The sequence below is a fragment of the Anaerospora sp. genome, from assembly GCF_032013335.1.
Lineage (GTDB): Bacteria > Bacillota > Negativicutes > Sporomusales > DSM-15969 > Anaerospora.
In genome coordinates, this window is sequence record NZ_DALZUO010000004.1 from 193415 (window position 1) to 214503 (window position 21089).

The following is a 21089-nucleotide window of genomic DNA, read 5'->3' on the forward strand; positions in this document are numbered from 1 at the left end:
CCTTACCTTTATGTCTACTAATTACTCGGCTTCAGCCAATTGCTCGCCTTGTCTTCCTTCCAAAATAGCATCAGCAACTTTGGCAGTAAGCAATTTAACGGCGCGGATTGCGTCATCATTACCAGGAATTACATAGTCGATTTCATCAGGATCGCAATTAGTATCCACGATGGCAACGATAGGAATACCCAGTTTACGAGCTTCGGCAATAGCAATGCGCTCTTTACGAGGATCAATTACAAATAAAGCACCAGGCAATTTATTCATGTTTTTAATGCCGCCCAAGAACTTTTGCAACCTGTCCATTTCATGGCGCAAGGTGATAACTTCTTTTTTCGGCAACACATCAAATGTGCCTTTCGCTTCCATATCTTCCAGTTCACGCAATCTGCTAATGCGTTTTTGAATGGTTTGGAAGTTGGTCAGCATGCCGCCCAACCATCTCTCATTAACAAAAAACATTTCGCAGCGTTGTGCTTCTTCTTTTACGGCCTCTTGCGCTTGTTTCTTAGTTCCGACAAAAAGAAGAGTTTGTCCTTCAGCAGCGAGATCACGCACGAAATTATACGCCTCTTCTACCTTTTTGACTGTCTTCTGCAGATCGATAATGTAAATACCATTACGCTCTGTGAAGATATAGGTTGCCATTTTGGGGTTCCATCTTCTGGTCTGGTGTCCGAAATGAACGCCGGCTTCCAAAAGTTGTTTCATTGAAATTACTGACATGGATACACCTCCTGTTATTTTCCGCCGCAAGCCGCATTTTTTGTCTCAACCGTTAACCGGCACAGTAACAAAATTGGCAAGCGTGTGTGTTTTAACACCAAAAGGTATTATAGCATAAATACCTAAATATGACAAGTATTAAAATTAAAATTCAATGATAGTATATTATTTTTTTTACCGTTTATTCAACTGCAATAACAACATGATCTCGCCTTTTCCTAGTCCAGTAGCTTTTGCAATCTCTGTGACACTATATCCTTGGTCAGCCATCGCCATAATCAGCTGTTTCTTATCATGACTGAACAACTCTGTTTTAGGAGACACCGTAGTATCGGCTGCTGCATCTGCATCAGAAACTTCGTAATAGCTTACGTCTTTTTCCTGAACTAATCCTTCTCCCTTGCCTGCTTCTAAGTCCACAACAGCGAATTGACCTGCCCGCTTCAAAGACTCATCGGCAGCTTGAATTCTATCATTCAAAAGAGCGATTTTTTTATCGGCCTCTTCCAGTAGCAACTCAAGGTGAGTAATTTGTTCTTCTAATCTACTAATTACTTTATCGGCAGTCTGTTCAAGCTGTTCCTGGAATAAATTTGCCTGATCATCAACTCGCAGCGAAAACATTTTAGTTACCATATCCCGTTTGTAAACTGCAAATACTACTAAAAAAAGAATTAGGACAACCATGATAATAAGACCGGTAAGCATACCCAACACCTCAGGTCATAATGTCAATATTTTTTCCCCTAACAGGATCATTTATCTGCTCTTTATTTTTAACCAACGTCTCTTTGGGATGCCTGCGAGCTTGCTCTCTTTGTTCTTTGGGGTCGTTTTTATTATCGCGATCTATTTTCTTCTTCTCTGTTTTTTCCATGCCCTGAACTTGCTGCTGCCTAATCGCAGCAAGCTGCTGAAAGTGTTCACTTGCCTGCTGATGCTGTACGATTGGCTGCTGATCATGTTGCTGCTGCATTTTGCTAGCCTCAGTCGAGCGGGGAATTAGGCCTTGCATATCAATAGGCCGTATATTCATAGCCGCAATCCACTCCTTGACCGAAATCTACTTGTATGGGCCTACCTTCACATCATCATCTTCTGCATAAAACGTTACAAAACGCATGACTTCACGAATAGGCTTGACGTGAGCACCAACGACAATTTTAACCCCAGGATAGACAACATCCATGACCTTAATCCTTCCATAACGCATTTCTTCGAAAGCAAGTTCGATTTCTGAAATCCGGTTACGAATAGTTTCAGTTTGTCCAACGAGATGGAACTGGGCTTTAGTCAGCTTCAGCAGCATTTCCTGTTTTTCTTTTGGGATATTGCTTGGATCCATTGCTTTTAATATCACCAAGGCTTTTTGCGTCTGTTCCAGGTTGTGCTGTACTTTTTTGATTTCCTGCCGGAGAGTTTGGTATTCCTCCCGTAACAGTGGATTAATCCCTACTTCCAAATCCGTGTTTGCCGCCAGCTGCGTACCTGCAACTTTTGCCCGTATTTCTTCACCGGCGATAACCTGTCCGCCGGCAATGAGGCCTCTTCGTCCCTCTACAATCACCTTTTTCCCCGAGAAAAGCTTACTATGGAGAACTACCTCACTGATTATAATATCTTTTCCAGCGTAAACAGTTGCATTCTCTAGAAAATTGGCAACCACGTTTTCACTCGCTTTCACATACCCTCGCTGCATCCCTTGGACACCCATACGAATAATCACGTTTTTGCCTTCAACAGTACCACCACTGACAGTTCCTGATATTTCAACATTTCCTTCTGCCTTAACAGTAAATCCAGCCTGAACTGATCCCCGAATAATTACATTACCGACAAAATCAATATTTCCGGTAGAAAAATCAATATCACCTTTTACTTCAATAATCGGAATGACATTAATTTTATTATTAATAATCATTAACTGACCTGCAATTGACGCTACTATTTTTGTATTATCTACGGCATGAACATTTTTGCCGAGCGGCAATGTAATATCTTTGCCAGGTTTAGCCGCAATTGGCTGCCCCAATATATCGATCCCTGCTGTTCCTGGCACGACGGGTATTTTTTCAGCAATGACCTCATCTTGACGCACCGTTGTAAAAGTATTGAGATTTTTATGATCAACACGTCCATCTTCCAATTCAAGAGGCCGGCCCTTATTCTCAAGATCAACATAATACTTAATATATGCATTAGTACCATCTATTGGATTTAGGCCTTTTGCACAAATGGTTCTTAAACCCGGACGCTGAAATGCTTTTTGAACTGCATCCAAGTCAACCCCATAGGTTACTCCAGCCTCACGAATTTTGTCCAAAACCTCATCAAGCAACAACGGTCTGCTGCGTTTTGGCACAATTATGACTAAATTAGCTTCCAGACGATCCCTGGATACTAATATCTGCACTTCCGGTTCAGCATCAGGCTGAGGAGGCGGAGCAATTTGAACAGGTTCTCCAGTTGCCTCTTTCACTGTACGTATAATCAAAGTTAAATTATAATCTTTGACTTCCCGGTTCTGCAGTTCTGTTACAATCGCTGGCTCTTTAACGGGTTCCCCATCACCTTTAGGAGAAAATACTTTTAAAAAAACACCGCTATCACTAACAGCAACTTCAAAATAACCGTCCAGTGAGTCAGTGGCCTCTGAAATCAGTTCGTCATTTTCCACCTTTTCTCCCCCCTTTATTAGAAAGGACTTGGCTTTACACCAAGTCCTTCCGGACGCAAGTGAAAGCCTATGTCGATCTATTCACACAATAAAAGTTACACTCTGGTGTAAGATAAAACCTACAATAAGCTGGACTTTATTCTGGATAAAGCTCCCCGCAAACGAAAAATTGCTTTTGTATGAAGTTGAGATATTCGTGCCTCTGAGAGCTTAAGAATTAAACTAATTTCCTTTAGGGTAAGCTCCTCATAGTAATAAAGAGTTACTACCATCTTTTCTTTTTCAGGCAGCTTATCAATTGCTTTCATTAAGCTATTTTTTACTTCTTCTTCTTCAATATTTTGCGAAGGATTTGTTATATTTCCCGCTACCGTTTCGGACTGTAAGAAATCCTCCAAAGGTACCAATGTACTCGTATTCAATTGATTAATCAGCGTATGAAGCTGCTCAACAGAGATGCCTAATGCCTCTGACGTTTCACTATCAGTTGCTGATCGGCCTAAGCGATTTTCTAATTCAGCTAAAATTTGTTCATATTGCCTGGCTTTTTGCCGTACCGTAGCCGGCAGCCAGTCCTGTGAACGAATCGTATCCAATATAGAGCCGCGTATTCGGGTTACTGCATACGTCTCAAATTTGACATTGCGACTAAGATCATATCTTTCAATTGCATCCAGTAAACCAAAAAAGCCGCTACTAATAAGATCATCACGGTCAACATGCTGCGGCAGGCTGATCGCAACTCGTCCTGCTACCAGCTTTACAAGCGGCAGATAGTTTTCAATGATTTTCTCACGAACAATATCTTTTTTAGTTTCCTGGTATTCTAGCCATAATTTTACTAATTCGGCAGAATGGTTTTCGTTCTTTTCGATCATTCTCACGCAACCCCCAGATTATTAACGCTAACTTGATCGATATACACGCTTAACCATATCAGAAGTAAGCGGACGAAACCCATCATCTGATTGCGCAAGCTCAGTAGAAAGTTGTTCATTCGAATCTGAAGTGTCTGCAATATCAATATTCTGTCCTTTATGCTCAACAGTTTCTGTTACGCGTACCAGCAGTATTTGTGCCAGACCGCCAAGAAAAAAACCTCCACATCCAAAAACAACTAATGAAATTCCCGTACGATATAAAGCAGTTATCGGGCGAGTATCATTCATTAAGCCGCTGATAAATGTTAATAGGCCAGCAATTACCGCTAAGAACAATGCTACACGGAGTTTGAACAATCCTAACCCTCCTCCTTACTACAGTTCCTTTTCCCCTTTATCAATAGTCTTTACACGAAAGACTCCCGTATCCAATTTTAATTCCACTGTCCGTCCATAATTTCCTCCCGTATCATCAGCAAGCAGCCGAAGGTCAAGTTTCTTCAGTATAATCCGGACGGCTTCGGCATTTCGCTCACCAACACGCATGATATCTGTAGTGTTCGTAAATGAAAACATCTGAGCCCCCCCAGCAATCTTTGCTGTTAGACGGATTTTAACGGCACCTAGTTTTTGTAAATCATCAAGCATCTTGGGAAGTGCTGTATCAGCAAACTTTGCTGGGTTTTCGGTAGATCGGGCCTGCTTACTATCAGGAAGCATAATATGAGCTAAGCCTCCTATTTTTGTAACAGGATCGTATAAAGCAATCCCTACACATGATCCCAATCCATAGCTAATTAAGCTGGCAGGGTAGCGGCCAACTTTATAATCAGCCATACCAACTTTAATTAATTCTGCCATTATTCCTTCACCCCTATTGCTGCCAAAATTGTACTTAAAGAACCGGGGTCAGGAATGAGGAAGAAATGACCTTTAACACCATCAGCTTCAGTTGTAAATTCGGTTTCAATCACCAATGCATGGTCTCCCATTTGTCCTAACTGAATGAGAATAACACTGAGTATTGCACCAGCCATATCAATTGCCAAAGCAGGAATAGACGGCAGAAGGGTAAGCTTGGTAAAATGTGACAATGCATTTAAGTAGGCACCGGCTAGAATATTGCCAATTTCCATTAATGCTGATTCATCCATTGAGTTTAAAGAGGTTGTGGCTCCCTGACCGCGTCCCATCAGCATATCAACCAAATAAAAGGCACTGTCACGGGGAAGCAAAAACAATATGCTGCCTGGAGCCGGACCAAAAACACGAAGGTATACTCCAGCAACCATTGCATCTGGTCCCCCTACCACATCAGGAACATCGCCGAGAGGTAAAATAGAAACTTGCGGCACAGTCATATCTATTTTGCGATTAATAATTTGCGACAGGGCAGTAGCAGCATTACCTGCTCCTACATTGCCAATTTCTCGCAGTGCATCTAATTGCAACGGTGAAAGTTTCAAAATATCTTCGGACAATGTCTCCACCTCATCCAATTTCATTTTATTTGCCAGCTTCCTGGCTATAACCGATAATCGTTTCCAGGTTGAGTAAAATAAGCAAACGGTCATCAAGCTTGCCTACTCCGCTCAAATAATGAGTTATACCGCCACCTGCGACGGTCTGAGGAGGCTCAATGCTTTCCTGATTAATTGTCAATACTTCAGAAACTGCATCAACAATGATTCCCACTGTAATTTCGTCCACTTTTACAATGATAATTCGAGTATCATCTGTATACTCCTGAGCCGTTAAATTTAAGCGCTTCTTTAAATCCAGGACAGGCAGCACACTCCCGCGCAGGTTCATGACTCCCTTTATATAGTCAGGCGTATGAGGGACTCGCGTAATGTCAGTAATCCGCTTAATTTCCTGAACTTGCAGGATACTAACGGCGTATTCTTCCTTACCCAGTTTAAAAACTACTAACTGTAATTCATTTGTAGAGTATGTTTTTTCTGCCACAACAGATCCCTCCCTCACTGCATCAGTGATCCTACATCCAGAATAAGTGCCACTTGACCATTTCCTAAAATAGTTGCACCGGCGATCACTTTAATGCCGGCAAGCAGTTTGCCTAGCGATTTAATAACTATCTCTTGTTGACCTATTAAAGTATCAACGATAATGCCGGCCCGTTGGTCACCCATATGAACAATTACCACAAATAGATCATCCTGTTCCTCTTCAGAAGCTTCCGGGACATTAAGAACATTAGAAAGTCGGACAATCGGAATGATCTGACCGCGAAGCAAAATGACTTCCTGACTCTGGATTGTTTTTATATCTTCATATTTAATATTAATAGTGCTGTCAATTGAGCCTAACGGAATAGCATAGATTTCTTCACAAACTTTAACAAGCAATGCCTGAATAATTGCCAGTGTTAACGGAAGCCTAATTTTAAACTTACTGCCTTCATTAATCTTCGTTTCTACATCCACCATGCCGCCCAGAGACTCGATCTTTGTTTTTACGGCATCCATTCCAACGCCTCGGCCTGAGACATCGGTAACGGTGTCTGCTGTAGAAAAGCCAGCAGCAAATACTAACCGCACCGCCTCGGCAGCATCCATCTTTTCTGCTTCGCTTTGTGTGATAACACCTTTTTGAACAGCTTTTTGTTTGATGATATCCGGATTAATTCCTTTGCCATCATCTTCGACAACAATAATAACATTATTGCCCTCATGGCGGGCGATCAGGCGAATTTCACCAATAGGCGCTTTTCCCTTAGCTTGTCTATCAGCAGGAGATTCAACACCATGATCAATTGCATTACGCAATAAATGTACCAGAGGATCACCGATTTCATCTATTACGGTCCGGTCAAGTTCCGTCTCCTCACCTTGAATAATAAGGTTGACTTCCTTATTTAAATCACGGGATAGATCACGGACCATGCGGGGAAACCGATTAAAGACCTGCCCTACTGGGACCATTCTAACCTTCATAACTACTGCCTGCAGATCAGTCGTAACCCGGTCCATTTGCTCAATCGTTTCCACTAAATCTGTTAACCGGTGGGTTAAACCAATTTGCTCCAAGCGAGTTTTATTAATAACTAATTCGCCAACAAGGTTTAAGAGTGTATCCAGTTTATCGATATCAACCCTGACGGATTGCCCGCCTTTTAGCTTTTTATCGATGGTTGTAACCGCATTAGCAGGTTGCTGCTTTTCCTTTTCATCTGTCTTGTCCACAGCCGCTGCTTTGACAGCCACTGAAGGAGTTGCAGCCATTTGCTCAGCTGCAAGCTGCACTTTTGCTGGTAAGGAGCAAGGCAACACAGTAACTTTATCAATCTCTGATATAGACAGCAATGTTTGTTCCAATTTCTCAGGTTCTGTTCCGCTTACTGCAACAACTTGGAAGCTATGCTCAAAATTTTCTTTTTCCAATTCTTCTGTTGGAGGAATACTTTTGATGACATCACCTAATTCCTCTAGTGCATTCATCACCATATACGCTCTTGCTGACTTTAGCAGGCAGCCTGGCCGAAGTGAAACCTGTATTTCATATGCGCCCATCCCTTGATTCTGGGCAGCTTGGATAATTTTAGTTTCTGTGTCGCTAAAGCTGATAGTGCTCGCTGCAATAGACTTAGCTGTTGACGATACCGCAGCCGGTGAAGCCGCTGCATCTCCTTTAGCTAAAGCAGTAATTTTACTTAGCAGCGCTTTTATATCGATTTCAGTATCACTATTGCTAGCAACCTTTTCCACTAACTGCTCTAACGTATCGATACATTTAAACAATGTATTCAATATATCTTCATTTGCTGTTAGTTGGGATTTACGTAAGAGATCTAAAATGTTCTCCATTTCATGTGTCAATTCAGCTATTGTTGTAAATCCCATTGTTGCTGACATACCCTTGATGGTATGAGCACTGCGAAAAATCTCATCTAACAACTGCAAATTACTTGGCTCATGTTCCAAATCCAACACACAACGGTTGAGGGTTTGCAAATGTTCGCGGGATTCTTCTAGAAACATTCCCATATATTGGTTGATATCCATGAAATACCCTCCCTATGCTATTTTTTTACTGCCTTTACTATCTCTTCCGCGACATTCGGAAGTGGCACTATCCGGTCTACTATATTTAACTCTATCGCTGATTTTGGCATACCGTAAACGACAGCAGTTGTTTGATCTTCAGCGATAGTATGACCGCGCTGTTTTTTTATAGCCTGCATTCCTTTTGAGCCGTCATGTCCCATACCGGTAAGGATAACACCGATAGCTCGGGAACCGTAGATTTTGGCAACTGATTCCATCATAGGATCTACTGCAGGCCGATGACCGCCAACAGGCGGGGTCTGATTAAGCTTAATCACGGTTTTACTACCTTCACGCTCCAGCAGCATATGATAGTCACCAGGCGCGATAAAAACCATTCCCGGACGTACAACATCATTATGCTCTGCCTCTTTAACAGTTAGTGAAGATAAGGAATTCAAACGCTCTGACAGGGATTTTGTAAATCCAGGCGGCATATGCTGGACAATTACCACTCCACAAGGCAAATTGCCGGGTAACCGTACAAGAACTTCCTGCAAAGCCCGGGGTCCGCCCGTAGATGTGCCAATAGCAATAATTTGTTCTTCATTATTACTTATTCCAACCTGACCCGCTGCCGGAAAAGATGGTAAAAGCGAAGGCTGAGACTTAGGTTTTATGAGTTGAGTAACATTGGCCTTTACAGCAGCTCTTGCTTTTTCAAGAATTTCACTGCGTATTTCATTAATACTGGAAATAGATCCCGATGTTTTTGCTACAAAATCTACTGCACCCAAGGCCAGCGCCTGCATAGTAGCCTCGGCTCCGGCACGAGTCAGACTGCTTACCATTAATACCGGCGTAGGGATTTCTTTCATAATTTGTTCTAATGCCTTAATGCCATCCATAATTGGCATTTCAACATCCAGCGTAATTAAATCTGGCTTAAGCCTCTTTATTTTATCAAGTGCATCTTTCCCATTACGTGCTGTATCCATCACTCTAAAATCAGATTCAGCAGCAAACAGATCAGATAACAGTTTACGCATGAATGCAGAATCATCAACAACTACCACATTAATCATGTCATTGCTTCACCATCCTAAACTAAACCCCTTTTTGACGCTGTTCCAATTGTTTTTTAAATATGTATTTAATCAATTTACTGCGATCTCTTTCTTGTACTTCGAGAAATTTAATACCAACCCAAAAAACCGGATTCTCTTGCTGAGGCTGTTCAACACGTACGACTTCCCCTATTGCCACAATAATGCCGCCTTCAGGGATGTCAATAACGAGCTGTCCTTTTGCCCCAATTTCAAATGGCTGACGTGTAACGAGCTGAAGTCCTCCACCGCTAATATCTTTTGTTTGAACGTTAAAGGTTGGGTTATCGGCAGAAATTTCAGGATCATTATTTGCCAGTGGCAATATTAGCTTAAATTGAACCGGAATCATGGCGGAAGTACGCACAAAGGACCTTAGCTGCACCTTCTTTAATTCAACCGGCAAGGATACTACCCATACGGGAATTGGATGAATGTTTTTTCTAAGCAGCTTTGAAATAAACTGATAAACAATCCCGTCTATAATTAATTGCCCTGTAAAAGATTGACCCTGGGCGAGCATCACAGGATACCCCTTACTCATAGGCATAGCAATAACCAATTCGTCGGCAGCGATTTCTTCAATGCGGCTGCCATACTGCTCATCTACATTCAGTTTTATCTTTAATCTCTGATTAACTTTAAAAATATTATGGGAAATGATAGTCCCGTCCCCCTAGCGATTCAGTATCACCACATCATTTCTAAGAACTTATTAAAAAATCCTCTAATTCCCTTAGATTGCGGTATATTTTCTCCATATATAAGCCGCTGAGCGATATGCTCTATACAACGAGTACAGATAGTGTTAGGAAATTGTATTAGAACGGGAGTTTGATTCTTGACTGCTTTGATCATATTGCGATCTTCATATACAAATCCAAGACTGGTGATGGGTACTCCCAAAAAACGTAAAGAGACTTTTATTAATTTATCAACTACCATCTGCCCTTCATCTATTTCAACAACACGGTTCACAACCAGCCGCAAGGGTGCTGTACCAGCGTGCCCGGCATAAGCCTTCATCATTGCGTATGCATCTGTAATAGCAGTCGGTTCCGGAGTCGTAATAATAATAACTTCATCTGCTGCGATAACAAAATTTAACACATTGCGGCTTAATCCAGCCCCGGTATCAATAAGAATGATATCTGCCCATTTATCGCATTGTGTAATCTGACTAATGATATGCTGAAGCTGCATTTGATTCAGGTTGGCCAGATGATAAATACCCGATCCGCCAGACATATATTTTATGCCTTGCGGACCATCGGCAATAACATCTTGAATGTCTACACCATCCTGCAGCAAATGCAACACACTGTATTTCGGAGAAGAACCTAAGACAACATCAACATTAGCCATACCCAAGTCCGCGTCAATGACAAGTACCTTTTGCCCTAATGAAGCCAACGCTAAAGCCAGATTAACAGTAAAGTTAGTCTTACCGACTCCCCCCTTACCGCTTGTTACCGTAATAACCCGGGCCCTCGATTCAGTTTGCTGCTTAATAATTGCACTTTTCGGTTGATTTTGAGTGCTTTGTACCATTTGTCTCAATTTCTCTGCTTGATCGTGCATTGTTAATCCCTCAGAATCAAATTTGCCAGTTTATGCGCATTCGCCAGTTCAATATCATCGGGAACATTTTGTCCTGTAGTGACATACGACAAAGCCGTAGGAAATTGATATAAAAGATTCAAGACTGTTCCTAAATATCCCGCTTCATCAACCTTGGTCAGCAAAAATTTTTGCGGAGAACAGACACTGAACTTTTTTACAATTTCCAGCAGATCGCTGTATTTTGTCGTTGCACTTAAAACAAGATGTGTCTCTATATAAGGATCAACTGCCAATAATGACTGCAATTCAGCTAGTTGATACTGACTTTTAGGACTTCTGCCTGCAGTATCAATTAAGACCAGATTTTTATCGCGATGCCGGTACAAAGCTGCTTTTAGTTCATCAGGCGAGTAGACGATATCAATTGGAACTCCAATTATGTCGCTATACGTTTTCAATTGTTCAACCGCGGCAATACGATAGGTATCGGCAGTAATCAGAGCAACCCGCTGTCCTTCTTTAATCGCAAAGTTTGCTGCCAGCTTCGCGATGGTTGTCGTCTTGCCGACACCGGTAGGCCCAATAAGCGCAACAGTTTTACAGCCTGACGCAGGTATCGTTATACCATCAATCCGCTGCAAATAGTTTGTAATTCGGTCTACCAGCAACTTGCGGGTAATTCCTTGGTCACTGCCGATGATAGTTGTATCATTTGGCAGTCCGCGAATCAAGTTTGCAGCAATTTCAGCATCCACATCATTTTTTATTAACAACTCAAATAAGGGGGATGCTTGTTTTTCTGACTGTGGTATTTTAGACAAGACTTGCTCCAGCATCTTACGCATATTAGCCAGTTCAATTTGTACAACCGCCGCTTTTGTTTCTTCTTCCTTGCTTATTCGCTGAGGAGGAAGAGGTTTTTCAACCGCAACCGCTACGGGAGTTTCAACAGCAGCCATTACTTCAACCATTTCTTTGGCAAAAAAACCTAAAATACCACCTTTTTTAAAACGCCGTGTATGAAGTATTACGGCATCCCGGCCTAAGTCACTTTTTACCTGTGCCACAGCATCTTGCATGGTAGCTGCTGTAAAATACTTAACCTTCATATTATAACTTCACCATCCCTAATGCCTGCACTTCAATTTTTGGTTCTATTTCAGCATAGGAAAGTACGGTAAGATTAGGCGCAACACGTTCCGTTAATTTGCGGAAATGCATCCGCACTGCCGGGCTGGTTAAGACCAAGGGCTGATAACCCAGATTAGTCAACTTAGGCAATTCGCTGCTAAGACTGGCAACAATGGCCTGCATGACCTGCGGTTCAAGAGCGACATAGGAGCCCTGCTCAGTACGCTGTACCGCTCCATTAATTGTATTTTCCAACTGCGGATCTACTGTAAGACAAGTAAGCGTATTATTTTGCACATGCTGCTTGGATATTTGACGTGATAAAGCATGTCGCACGTACTCAGTCAATAGTTCCGTATCTTTTGTTAATGATCCATAATCGCCTAAAGTTTCCATAATAGTAACCATATCGCGAATGGATACGCGTTCACGCAGCAAGTTAGCCAATACTTTTTGAATATCGCCTAGTGACAACAAAGATGGTACCACTTCATCAACGACAGCCGGATTGTTTTGTTTTACTGCATCAACTAAAGTCTGCACTTCCTGGCGTCCAAGAATTTCATCAGCATGTGACTTAATGACTTCAGTTAAATGAGTAGCAAGAACTGACACTGGATCAACAACTGTATACCCGCTTAACTCTGCCTGCTCGCGCAGAGACTCTTGAATCCATAATGCTGGTAAGCCAAAAGCGGGCTCTACTGTTGCAATCCCTTGTATTTCGTCAAAAACAGTACCGGGATTCATTGCCATATAGTGATCAAGCATTAATTCGCCTTTGGCAATCTCCACCCCGCGTAATTTGATCACATATATGTTTGGTTTTAGCTGAATGTTATCCCGAATCCGAATCGTCGGAACAATCAAGCCCAGTTCCAAAGCGCATTGCCGCCGGATCATAACAACACGGTCTAGCAAGTCACCACCTTGGCTTACATCTACAATTGGAATTAGGCTATAGCCGATTTCCAATTCCATGGGATCAACCTGCAGCAGTGCAACAATATTCTCCGGTTTGCGCACCTCTTCCATTTCCTTTTGTTCCAACTGATTTACTTGTTCGTCCGCCTGGCTTTGTGCTGTTTTTTTTAGTACATAGCCAATGCCGATTCCAGAAAGACCTAGCACAAAGAAAGGAAATCCAGGCAACCCCGGCACCAATCCCAGCAATAGTAATACACCGCCAGCAATAAAAAACATGCGCGGATTAGTCAGTATTTGTGTTGCTATATCATGTCCCAAATTCGATTCAGAGGCTGCCCTAGTTACCATTAAGCCGGTAGCAGTAGAAATTAGCAGCGCAGGTATCTGATTGACCAAACCTTCACCTACTGTCAATAGCGTATAGGCCTGAAGTGCTTGTGTCAGTTCCATATTGCGCTGTACCATACCAATAATAAAGCCACCGACAATATTGATGATAATTATAATAATGGCGGCTATTGCATCCCCTTTGACAAACTTACTGGCACCATCCATTGCCCCGTAGAAATCCGCTTCCCGTTGTATCTTTTTACGTCTTAGCCGGGCATCTGAATCTGAAATTAATCCGGCATTCAAGTCCGCATCAATACTCATTTGTTTGCCCGGCATAGCATCCAGAGTAAAGCGAGCGGCAACTTCCGCCACCCGTTCGGCGCCTTTGGTAATAACAATAAACTGAATAATAATCAAAATAACAAAGACGATAAAGCCAACCACGGCATTACCGCCAACTACGAAATTTCCGAAGGCGGTAATTACCTCGCCGGCATAGCCTTCTAATAAGATTAAGCGGGTCGATGAAACATTCAGTGCTAGGCGGAATAACGTTGTAATAAGTAACAGCGACGGAAAAATGGAAAAATCCAGTGGCTCTGTATTATAAATTGCCACCATTACAATAATCAGTGAAAATGTTATGTTAAATGACAAGAAAAGATCCAGTAAAAAAGTCGGTAATGGAATAATCATCATTACCACAATAGTAATGATGGCAACGGCTACTAATATATCACTATATTTCAAAAGACTGCTAAATGCGGGTGTACGAGTAGCCATAATAACTCTCTCCTTCTATTAGGACAAACGTTTTTTCAAGCGATAGACGTAAGCCAATACTTCTGCAATAGCTTGATATAATTCGGGCGGTACAGCTTCGCCGATATCTGTAGCGCTATACAGAGAACGAGCCAACGGTTTATTCTCTACAATTGCTACACCATGCTTCTTGGCAGCATCCTTAATACGTTGAGCCAAAAAATCCTGGCCTTTGGCAACTACTATCGGTGCCGCCATGTCTTTTTCATACTTAAGCGCAACTGCATAATGAGTAGGGTTCGTTACTACCACACTAGCTTTCGGAATTTCCTGCATCATCCGCTGCATTGCCATCGCACGCTGACGTTCTTTAATTTTTCCTTTTATTTGTGGATTACCTTCCGATTGCTTAAATTCTTCTTTAATCTCTTGTTTTGACATTTTTAAGCTTTCATTGTGCTGCCACCATTGGTAAAAATAATCTAACACAGCCAAAACCAAGATAACGGTACCAATCTGAAAAGCAAGTTCAAGAATTAAACTACCAGCTAGCTGTAAGGATTCAATTAACTCCAGGTTGATTAACTTGGGCAATTCCATTGTTTCTTTCAATATGAAACGATAGATGAAATAGCCAACAACACCGATTTTGATAAAAGATTTTACCAATTCTACCAGCGAACGTTTGGAAAACAACCGCTGAAATCCAGTTAGGGGATTTAATTTTTCAAACTTGGGCATAATTGGTTCCAAGGTAAAATGAAACCCAACCTGCAGCATGTTAGCAGCAAGCGATATAATTAATATTACCACCATAACCGGTAATGCCGCTTTTAGAAAAACAATTGCAAAATCTATAAACAACACATGCGCCTCTACAATTGTAAAATCACTCCTAGCAACTGTAGAAAAAATTAAACGCATGTAATTGGATAATTCATGATAAATCATGGGACTAATGAGCTTTAAGGCTAAAAATGCCGCTAAAATGATAAAGGCCGAATTAATCTCGACACTTTTTGCAACCTGCCCTTTATTCCGGGCATCAGCTTTACGTTTGGGCGTTGCCTCTTCTGTTTTTTCCTGACTGAATAGCTGTAAATCAAACTTTATTGTTTCTTCTAGAAGTTCAGGATTACTGGAAGTTGCCAAGGATCCGGTATATGTCTTTATACATGGCATTAAATCCCACCCCCAGAAAGGCAATATAAAACGGCAATGCCAACGCTAGGATAAATAAACCAACAAATATTTTCCCCGGTACGCCTACAACAAATATATTCATTTGCGGCATCGTCTTCGCTAATATTCCAAGAGCAACATCCGTTAATAAAATTGCTACTAATACAGGCAAGCTAATTTTAAGTGCTGTAATAAAAATTATGAATACCATATCCACGATCAATTCACTCAAAGATGCATGGAAAATGACTCCAGTTACAGGCACATATTTAAAACTATTGAATAAAGCTGATAAAAAAACATGGTGCCCATTGGTAACCAAAAAAATCAATAAGGCCAGAATATACTTGAAATTGCCGACTAAAGGCACCTGTTGGCCAAACTGAGGGTCAATGACATTGACAATGCCAAAGCCAATTTGCATATCCAGCAATTGTCCGGCCATTTGTACAGCGGAAAAAATCAGTGAACATACCCACCCTAGGATAAGACCAAGCAAAAATTCACTAGCTACTACAAAGACATAACGCAATAATTGATCGGGAATTGCCGCTGACGGTGAGTAAACAATAGGCATTAAGATATAGGCAATGATAAGAGATAAGCCTGCTTTCACATAAACAGGCAAATTACGGCTGCCGAAAATTGGAGCCGTCGTAAAGATACCACTAACTCGCGTAAAAATTAATAAGAAATATCCTAAATGACCAGATAAAAGCTGATATATATCCAAGTGTAACCCACCTGTCTAGCGAATCATTTGCGGCAAACTAACGAAAATACTGCGAGTATAATCAACTAGCAAACTTAGCATCCATGGACCAAAGACTAAAATAGCTACAAATACCGCAATGATTTTAGGGATAAAACTTAACGTTTGTTCCTGTATTTGAGTTGTTGCCTGAAATATACTGACTAAAACCCCGACTAATAGACCAAAACCCAGCATAGGAGCTGACACCAGCATTACCATATACAGAGCGTCACGCCCGACCTGAAGTGCCATATCACCGGACATAACAGACCTCCTCTAACTAAAACTTGTAACGAGTGATCGTATGATCAAATGCCAGCCATCAACTAAAATAAACAGTAATATTTTAAAAGGCAGAGAAATCATAACAGGCGGTACCATCATCATTCCCATAGACATCAAGGTGCTCGCAACAACCATATCAATAACAATAAAGGGAATATAAATGAGAAATCCGATTTGGAACGCTGTTTTTAATTCACTAATCATAAAAGCAGGAATAATCGTAGTTGTAGGAATATCATCAGGCGAATTTGGTCTGGCCATTTCTGACAGATTAACAAACAGCGCCAGATCATTTTCTCGTGTCTGCTTTAACATAAACTCACGCATTGGCTTCATCGCCTCAGTCATAGCAGCCTCTTGCGTAATCGTATTTGCCATGTATGGCTGAAGAGCATTTGTATTCACAACTTCCCAATATGGAGACATCGTATAAAAGGTTAAAAATAAAGCCAAGCCGACTAACACCTGATTAGGCGGCATTTGCTGTGTTCCCAGGGCACTGCGCAAAAAGGAAAGGACTACAATGATCCTTGTAAAAGATGTCATCATAATCAGAATAGATGGTGCTAATGATAAAACAGTCAGCGTAAATAATATCTGCAGACTAAGAGCAACATCTTGCGGATTGTTTGCTGCCTCAACACCAATATTTAAATTAGGTATTGGTATCAAAGGCGCTGCTTCAGCAAAGCTTGGCAGTATGAAAAAAAAACTGCCGGCAATTAATATGAACAACAGCCTCTTCACTGCCACTACCTCTTCTCTTGTTCTTCTTCTGATTCAGGCCGACGGTTAGAACTGAAAGCAGCAGGGAATCTGCGAGACATCACTTGCAAAGATGCTAACTGGCGCTGAAAAACCTGATCAAAGGAAGAATCAGCAGAAGAATTAGGCATATTGCGGAGTTTCGTGATTTCTTCCGCGTCTGTGATTTCCTGCAATAACGTAATACTCTGTTCTGTTACACCAAGCAGCAGGACTTTACCAGCAATTTCCACTACTTGCAAAGTCCGATTCGCTCCTAGCGGTACAGTAGTTAAAACCCGGCTGTTGTTAGCAGTTCCCTGTCCCAGCCTCTGACCTAATACACGAGAAGTAAAATAAGCAAGGCCAATTACAACAGCAAATGCTAACAACAATGTAAATATATAAGCAATTGTCGATAGTACGGAAGTAGCGGGCGGTGTAGGGTCTTGATACTTAAGATAACCTGTTTCTTGTTCCTGCGCGTAGACTTGACCGCTTCCCACCGCAAATAATAGTAACAGCAAAATTATTACCAGACAAATTTTAGCAGGAACAAGCTTAAGCATATTAGCCAACTGCTTTGCGAACAGCTTCCAACACGCGATCCGGTTGGAACGGCTTCACAATAAAGTCGCGAGCACCCGATTGAATTGCTTCAATAACCATCGCTTGTTGCCCCATCGCGCTACACATAATAACTTTGGCAGCCGGATCCATTTTTTTTATTTCTTTAACTGCACTAATACCATCTAATTCGGGCATCGTAATATCCATTGTAGTTAAATCGGGACGAAGTTCCTGAAATTTCTCTATTGCTTTCAAACCATTCTCAGCTTCACCAATTATTTCGTAACCATTTTTACTCAAAATATCCTTAATCATCATTCTCATAAAAGCAGCATCGTCCACAACTAAAACTCGAATTGCCATCAATCAATCTCTCCTGTCAGATAATTTAACTTTTATTTTATTGAAGATTACTTGCTCGTTCTATTGGGCTTACAATATCAGTTACCCGGACACCAAAGTTCTCATCAATAACAACCACTTCACCTTTGGCGATAAGCTTTCCGTTAACCAGGATATCAACCGGCTCACCAGCTAATTTATCCAACTCAACAACTGAGCCTGGTGATAATTCTAATATTTCGCGGATGAGCTTACGAGTCCGACCCAATTCCACAGTAACTTGTAAGGGCACATCCATAATTAAAGCAATATTAGGATCAATAACAGGGATCCCTGATGGTTTTAAAGGAGCAAATTGGACTGGCTGTACCGGTACATTAGGCTGCGGCTGCGCTTGTGGTTTTGCCATGGCAAGCGGTTGTCCATAAGCTGGTGCAGGGTCTGCTTGCTGCTGTGGAGCAGCTGCAGCTCTCGGTGCCGGCGCAGGTGCTGCAACTGCGGCAGCCGTCTGCGATGCCGCCGGTTGAACAGCATTCATCAGACTTTCCACCATCTCTTTCGCGACATTAACGGAAATAATTTGCATAATTTCACTGTCAATCAAATCCTCTACTTCCATCCGGAATGAAACGCGAACAATGGGTTCTTCGGCCGGAATCGTGCCAGTAATGGAAGAATCCACAGCAAAATCAATGACATTAACCTTAGGAGGGGCAATATCAATTTTCTTCTTAAAAACGGTTGACATCGAGGTAGCTGTAGAGCCCATCATTTGATTCATTGCTTCGCCGACTGCACTCATGTATAATTCGTTTAATTCCGTAGGGGGATTCGATCCATCTCCACCCATCATTAAGTCTGCAATGATAAGTGCATCCTGCTCCCGCATCGCTAATAAGTTTGTACCAACGATTCCTTGTGTATAACCAACCTCAATTACTAAGTATGGAATCGGGTATTGTTCCTGAATAGCACTTAAACTTGATATAGAAACACGGGGAGTCGTGATTGATACTCGCCTGCCTAGAAGAATGGAAAGAGTGGTAGCAGCGCTTCCCATGGAAATATTACCAATCTCGCCAAGTGCATCTTTTTCCATATCGGATAAGTCCGGTTGAGCAGGAGACGTAAGTTGATCTCCTCGCAGCAATGCGTCTATTTCTTCCTGTGAGAGAAATCCATCATTCATCGTTATCATCTCCTCCTGCTAACACTTCGGTAATTTGAATTGCCAGTTTGTGTCCTGCAAGTCCAGGCTTGCAACGGAATTTTTCCTTGCTGCCAATAATAATGTTTAGATCATCCTCTACCTTAGTTTCCAGCTGCATAACGTCACCAACAGCTAACTCCAGCAATTCCTGCACCGTAACTGTCACTCTGCCCATCTCAACAACAACAGGGATAGGAGCCCGCTCCAGTTTACGCTGTAGTGCCGCAACATTTTCCTGTGAAGACTGCTTAGCAATTGCTGAAGCAACCCAGAAGGTTGTCGTCAACTTCGACATAATTGGCTCTAAAACCAGATACGGAATACAGATATTAATCAAGCCTTCAGCCTGTCCAATCTTCGTCTGCAGCGTAATGATAACAACCATATCATTCGGAGGCACGATCTGCGTAAACTGAGGGTTAGTCTCAATAACGTCAGCCCGCGGCTCAATTGCCACAACCTGTTTCCAGGCTTCCTGCAAAGATTCCAGGGCTTTATTAATAACCCTGCGTGTAATAGCTTCCTCAATATCTGTCAGCGGGCGGGGCTTGGCCGGTGGCAATCCTGGTCCGCCAAAAAGTCTGTCGATAATGGAAAAAACAATATTAGGATTGATTTCCAAAATCGCATTGCCTTTTAACGGTCGCATTTGAAAAACATTAATTACGCTGGGATTAGGTAATGAACGAATGAATTCTTCATATGTCAATTGGTCAACTGATGCCACATTGATATGAACCAATGTGCGAAGATGTGCCGAAAGATAAGTGTTCAGCAATCTGGCAAAATTTTCATGAAGCATATAAAGGGTACGAATTTGGTCTTTGGAGAATTTATCAGGACGTTTAAAATCATAAATTTTAATTTTTTTCTGTTTTTGTTCACTTCTGATTTCTTCTGCTGAAACTACGCCAGTAGATAGCGCAGATAACAAATCATCGATTTCAGCCTGTGACAATACCTCTGGTCCTGCCAAATTTCCGCCCCCCTTTCGTGCTGCTATTTTATTATACCTGATTTAATTGCAATGAAGCTACGATTAATTATTGTAAAACAAAGTTAGTAATATAGATTTCATAAACACGATCTTGGCCTAAAGCTTCATTAACTCTGCTTTTAAGTGTTTCTTTTAGTGCTTCTTGCTTTCCTGGCTCAAAATCCTCAATTTTTTGTGAACGCAAAACATGAACAGCAGTATCTAGTATTTTAATTTCCTCTGCAGATGGCATCTTACCACCTTCTTTAGCTGCTTCTTTCTGGGCTGGCTTAAGTTCGACAATCAATCCTATTTTCAGGTATCTGCCACTATTTACGCCCCCGATGTTAAGAACTAAGCCGTCTTTAGCATCACCCAGCTTGATAAACACGCCTGGTTCACGAGTTACCTTTTTATCTCCTTTATCAGCAACTATTTTCGTTGCAATAAAATAGGAGATTCCACCAGCAAGCAATAAACCAACCACTACCAAACTGACTATCAGCATTAGGGGAAACTTTTTTTCTCCTTCCGGCACCTTTCACACCTCGCATTCCTGTATATTAGTACATATTATGTATCTATTTTGCGAAATCCGTTTCAAGTACGTTCTCGCCAAAAGCCAATAATCCTCTTTTTATTTGCTATTTATTTAACATAAAGTGATATTATCAGCGCAAATTCCGAGTTAAAGCGCGTCGATAGTCCATAATTCTACGTACTACATCATCCATTGACTCTTCAACAATAATCTTTCTGCCACTTGTTAGAGTGATAACGGTATCAGGAGTCTCATCAATTGTTTCAATCAGATCGGCATTTAAAACAAATTCATCAGGGCTCTTCAGGCGAGTTAATTTAATCATTCTACAGCCTCCATAAAATCGGATGAGGGGGGATGCTACTCCCCCTC

25 protein-coding genes are annotated in these 21089 nt (G+C 41.6%); all 25 read right to left on the minus strand.

All coding sequences use genetic code 11. The annotated features are described in order from the left end of the window. Window positions 1-21: 21 nt before the first annotated feature. A complete protein-coding gene (gene rpsB / locus RTR76_RS05840) occupies window positions 22-726 on the minus strand; it encodes a 30S ribosomal protein S2 (RefSeq protein ID WP_312201274.1) in 705 nt (234 codons plus the stop codon). Between the two features lie 174 nt (window positions 727-900). After that, window positions 901-1434 carry a DUF6115 domain-containing protein gene (locus RTR76_RS05845; protein ID WP_312517761.1) on the minus strand — a complete coding sequence of 178 codons (534 nt, stop codon included), beginning with the start codon at window positions 1432-1434 and terminating at the stop codon, window positions 901-903. A 10-nt stretch (window positions 1435-1444) separates the two neighbouring features. Further along, the gene (locus RTR76_RS05850) at window positions 1445-1762 is read right to left on the minus strand and encodes a hypothetical protein (RefSeq protein WP_312517763.1); all 318 of its coding nucleotides are present in this window, start codon (window positions 1760-1762) and stop codon (window positions 1445-1447) included. Between the two features lie 27 nt (window positions 1763-1789). After that, the gene (locus tag RTR76_RS05855) at window positions 1790-3403 is read right to left on the minus strand and encodes a FapA family protein (protein ID WP_312517765.1); all 1614 of its coding nucleotides are present in this window, start codon (window positions 3401-3403) and stop codon (window positions 1790-1792) included. A 119-nt stretch (window positions 3404-3522) separates the two neighbouring features. Next, window positions 3523-4281 (minus strand): FliA/WhiG family RNA polymerase sigma factor, encoded by a 759-nt coding sequence (locus tag RTR76_RS05860; RefSeq protein WP_312517767.1) that lies wholly within the window; start codon window positions 4279-4281, stop codon window positions 3523-3525. A gap of 27 nt (window positions 4282-4308) precedes the next feature. Next, on the minus strand, window positions 4309-4641 hold the full coding sequence (locus RTR76_RS05865; protein WP_312517769.1) for a hypothetical protein: 333 nt from the start codon (window positions 4639-4641) through the stop codon (window positions 4309-4311). A gap of 18 nt (window positions 4642-4659) precedes the next feature. Next, window positions 4660-5145 (minus strand): chemotaxis protein CheD, encoded by a 486-nt coding sequence (locus RTR76_RS05870; RefSeq protein ID WP_312517771.1) that lies wholly within the window; start codon window positions 5143-5145, stop codon window positions 4660-4662. Next, a complete protein-coding gene (locus RTR76_RS05875; protein WP_312517839.1) occupies window positions 5145-5765 on the minus strand; it encodes a chemotaxis protein CheC in 621 nt (206 codons plus the stop codon). The genes RTR76_RS05870 and RTR76_RS05875 overlap by 1 nt, the downstream gene beginning before the upstream one ends. A gap of 25 nt (window positions 5766-5790) precedes the next feature. Continuing rightward, on the minus strand, window positions 5791-6252 hold the full coding sequence (locus RTR76_RS05880) for a chemotaxis protein CheW (protein WP_312517774.1): 462 nt from the start codon (window positions 6250-6252) through the stop codon (window positions 5791-5793). Between the two features lie 14 nt (window positions 6253-6266). Continuing rightward, window positions 6267-8309 (minus strand): chemotaxis protein CheA, encoded by a 2043-nt coding sequence (locus RTR76_RS05885; RefSeq protein ID WP_312517777.1) that lies wholly within the window; start codon window positions 8307-8309, stop codon window positions 6267-6269. A gap of 17 nt (window positions 8310-8326) precedes the next feature. Next, on the minus strand, window positions 8327-9376 hold the full coding sequence (locus RTR76_RS05890) for a chemotaxis response regulator protein-glutamate methylesterase (RefSeq protein WP_312517781.1): 1050 nt from the start codon (window positions 9374-9376) through the stop codon (window positions 8327-8329). Window positions 9377-9398: 22 nt separating this feature from the next. Next, entirely contained in the window at window positions 9399-10061 is a 663-nt protein-coding gene (locus RTR76_RS05895) for a PilZ domain-containing protein (RefSeq protein WP_312517842.1), read from the minus strand. Between the two features lie 26 nt (window positions 10062-10087). Beyond that, window positions 10088-10978 (minus strand): MinD/ParA family protein, encoded by an 891-nt coding sequence (locus tag RTR76_RS05900; protein WP_312517784.1) that lies wholly within the window; start codon window positions 10976-10978, stop codon window positions 10088-10090. Window positions 10979-10980: 2 nt separating this feature from the next. Then, the gene (gene flhF / locus RTR76_RS05905) at window positions 10981-12069 is read right to left on the minus strand and encodes a flagellar biosynthesis protein FlhF (RefSeq protein WP_312517787.1); all 1089 of its coding nucleotides are present in this window, start codon (window positions 12067-12069) and stop codon (window positions 10981-10983) included. Window position 12070: 1 nt separating this feature from the next. Next, a complete protein-coding gene (flhA, locus tag RTR76_RS05910; protein ID WP_312517791.1) occupies window positions 12071-14134 on the minus strand; it encodes a flagellar biosynthesis protein FlhA in 2064 nt (687 codons plus the stop codon). 18 nt (window positions 14135-14152) lie between these two features. Beyond that, window positions 14153-15295: a flagellar biosynthesis protein FlhB gene (flhB, locus tag RTR76_RS05915; RefSeq protein ID WP_312517793.1), complete on the minus strand. Its 1143-nt coding sequence runs from the start codon at window positions 15293-15295 to the stop codon at window positions 14153-14155. Next, entirely contained in the window at window positions 15249-16028 is a 780-nt protein-coding gene (gene fliR / locus RTR76_RS05920) for a flagellar biosynthetic protein FliR (RefSeq protein WP_312517796.1), read from the minus strand. The genes flhB and fliR overlap by 47 nt, the downstream gene beginning before the upstream one ends. 15 nt (window positions 16029-16043) lie before the next feature. After that, the gene (gene fliQ, locus RTR76_RS05925; protein ID WP_312517799.1) at window positions 16044-16313 is read right to left on the minus strand and encodes a flagellar biosynthesis protein FliQ; all 270 of its coding nucleotides are present in this window, start codon (window positions 16311-16313) and stop codon (window positions 16044-16046) included. A gap of 12 nt (window positions 16314-16325) precedes the next feature. Further along, a complete protein-coding gene (fliP, locus tag RTR76_RS05930; protein WP_396144308.1) occupies window positions 16326-17081 on the minus strand; it encodes a flagellar type III secretion system pore protein FliP in 756 nt (251 codons plus the stop codon). 5 nt (window positions 17082-17086) lie between these two features. Continuing rightward, window positions 17087-17647, minus strand: a complete 561-nt coding sequence (gene fliO / locus RTR76_RS05935) for a flagellar biosynthetic protein FliO (RefSeq protein ID WP_312517802.1) — start codon at window positions 17645-17647, stop codon at window positions 17087-17089. Window position 17648: 1 nt separating this feature from the next. Beyond that, a complete protein-coding gene (locus RTR76_RS05940) occupies window positions 17649-18011 on the minus strand; it encodes a response regulator (protein WP_312517805.1) in 363 nt (120 codons plus the stop codon). A 37-nt stretch (window positions 18012-18048) separates the two neighbouring features. Continuing rightward, complete coding sequence (fliY, locus tag RTR76_RS05945; protein ID WP_312517807.1) at window positions 18049-19179, minus strand: flagellar motor switch phosphatase FliY; 1131 nt, start codon at window positions 19177-19179, stop codon at window positions 18049-18051. Beyond that, the gene (fliM, locus tag RTR76_RS05950; RefSeq protein WP_312517809.1) at window positions 19172-20176 is read right to left on the minus strand and encodes a flagellar motor switch protein FliM; all 1005 of its coding nucleotides are present in this window, start codon (window positions 20174-20176) and stop codon (window positions 19172-19174) included. The genes fliY and fliM overlap by 8 nt, the downstream gene beginning before the upstream one ends. A gap of 67 nt (window positions 20177-20243) precedes the next feature. After that, complete coding sequence (gene fliL, locus RTR76_RS05955) at window positions 20244-20714, minus strand: flagellar basal body-associated FliL family protein (RefSeq protein ID WP_312517812.1); 471 nt, start codon at window positions 20712-20714, stop codon at window positions 20244-20246. 133 nt (window positions 20715-20847) lie between these two features. Then, window positions 20848-21042, minus strand: a complete 195-nt coding sequence (locus tag RTR76_RS05960; RefSeq protein ID WP_312517848.1) for a flagellar FlbD family protein — start codon at window positions 21040-21042, stop codon at window positions 20848-20850. Window positions 21043-21089 lie beyond the last annotated feature (47 nt).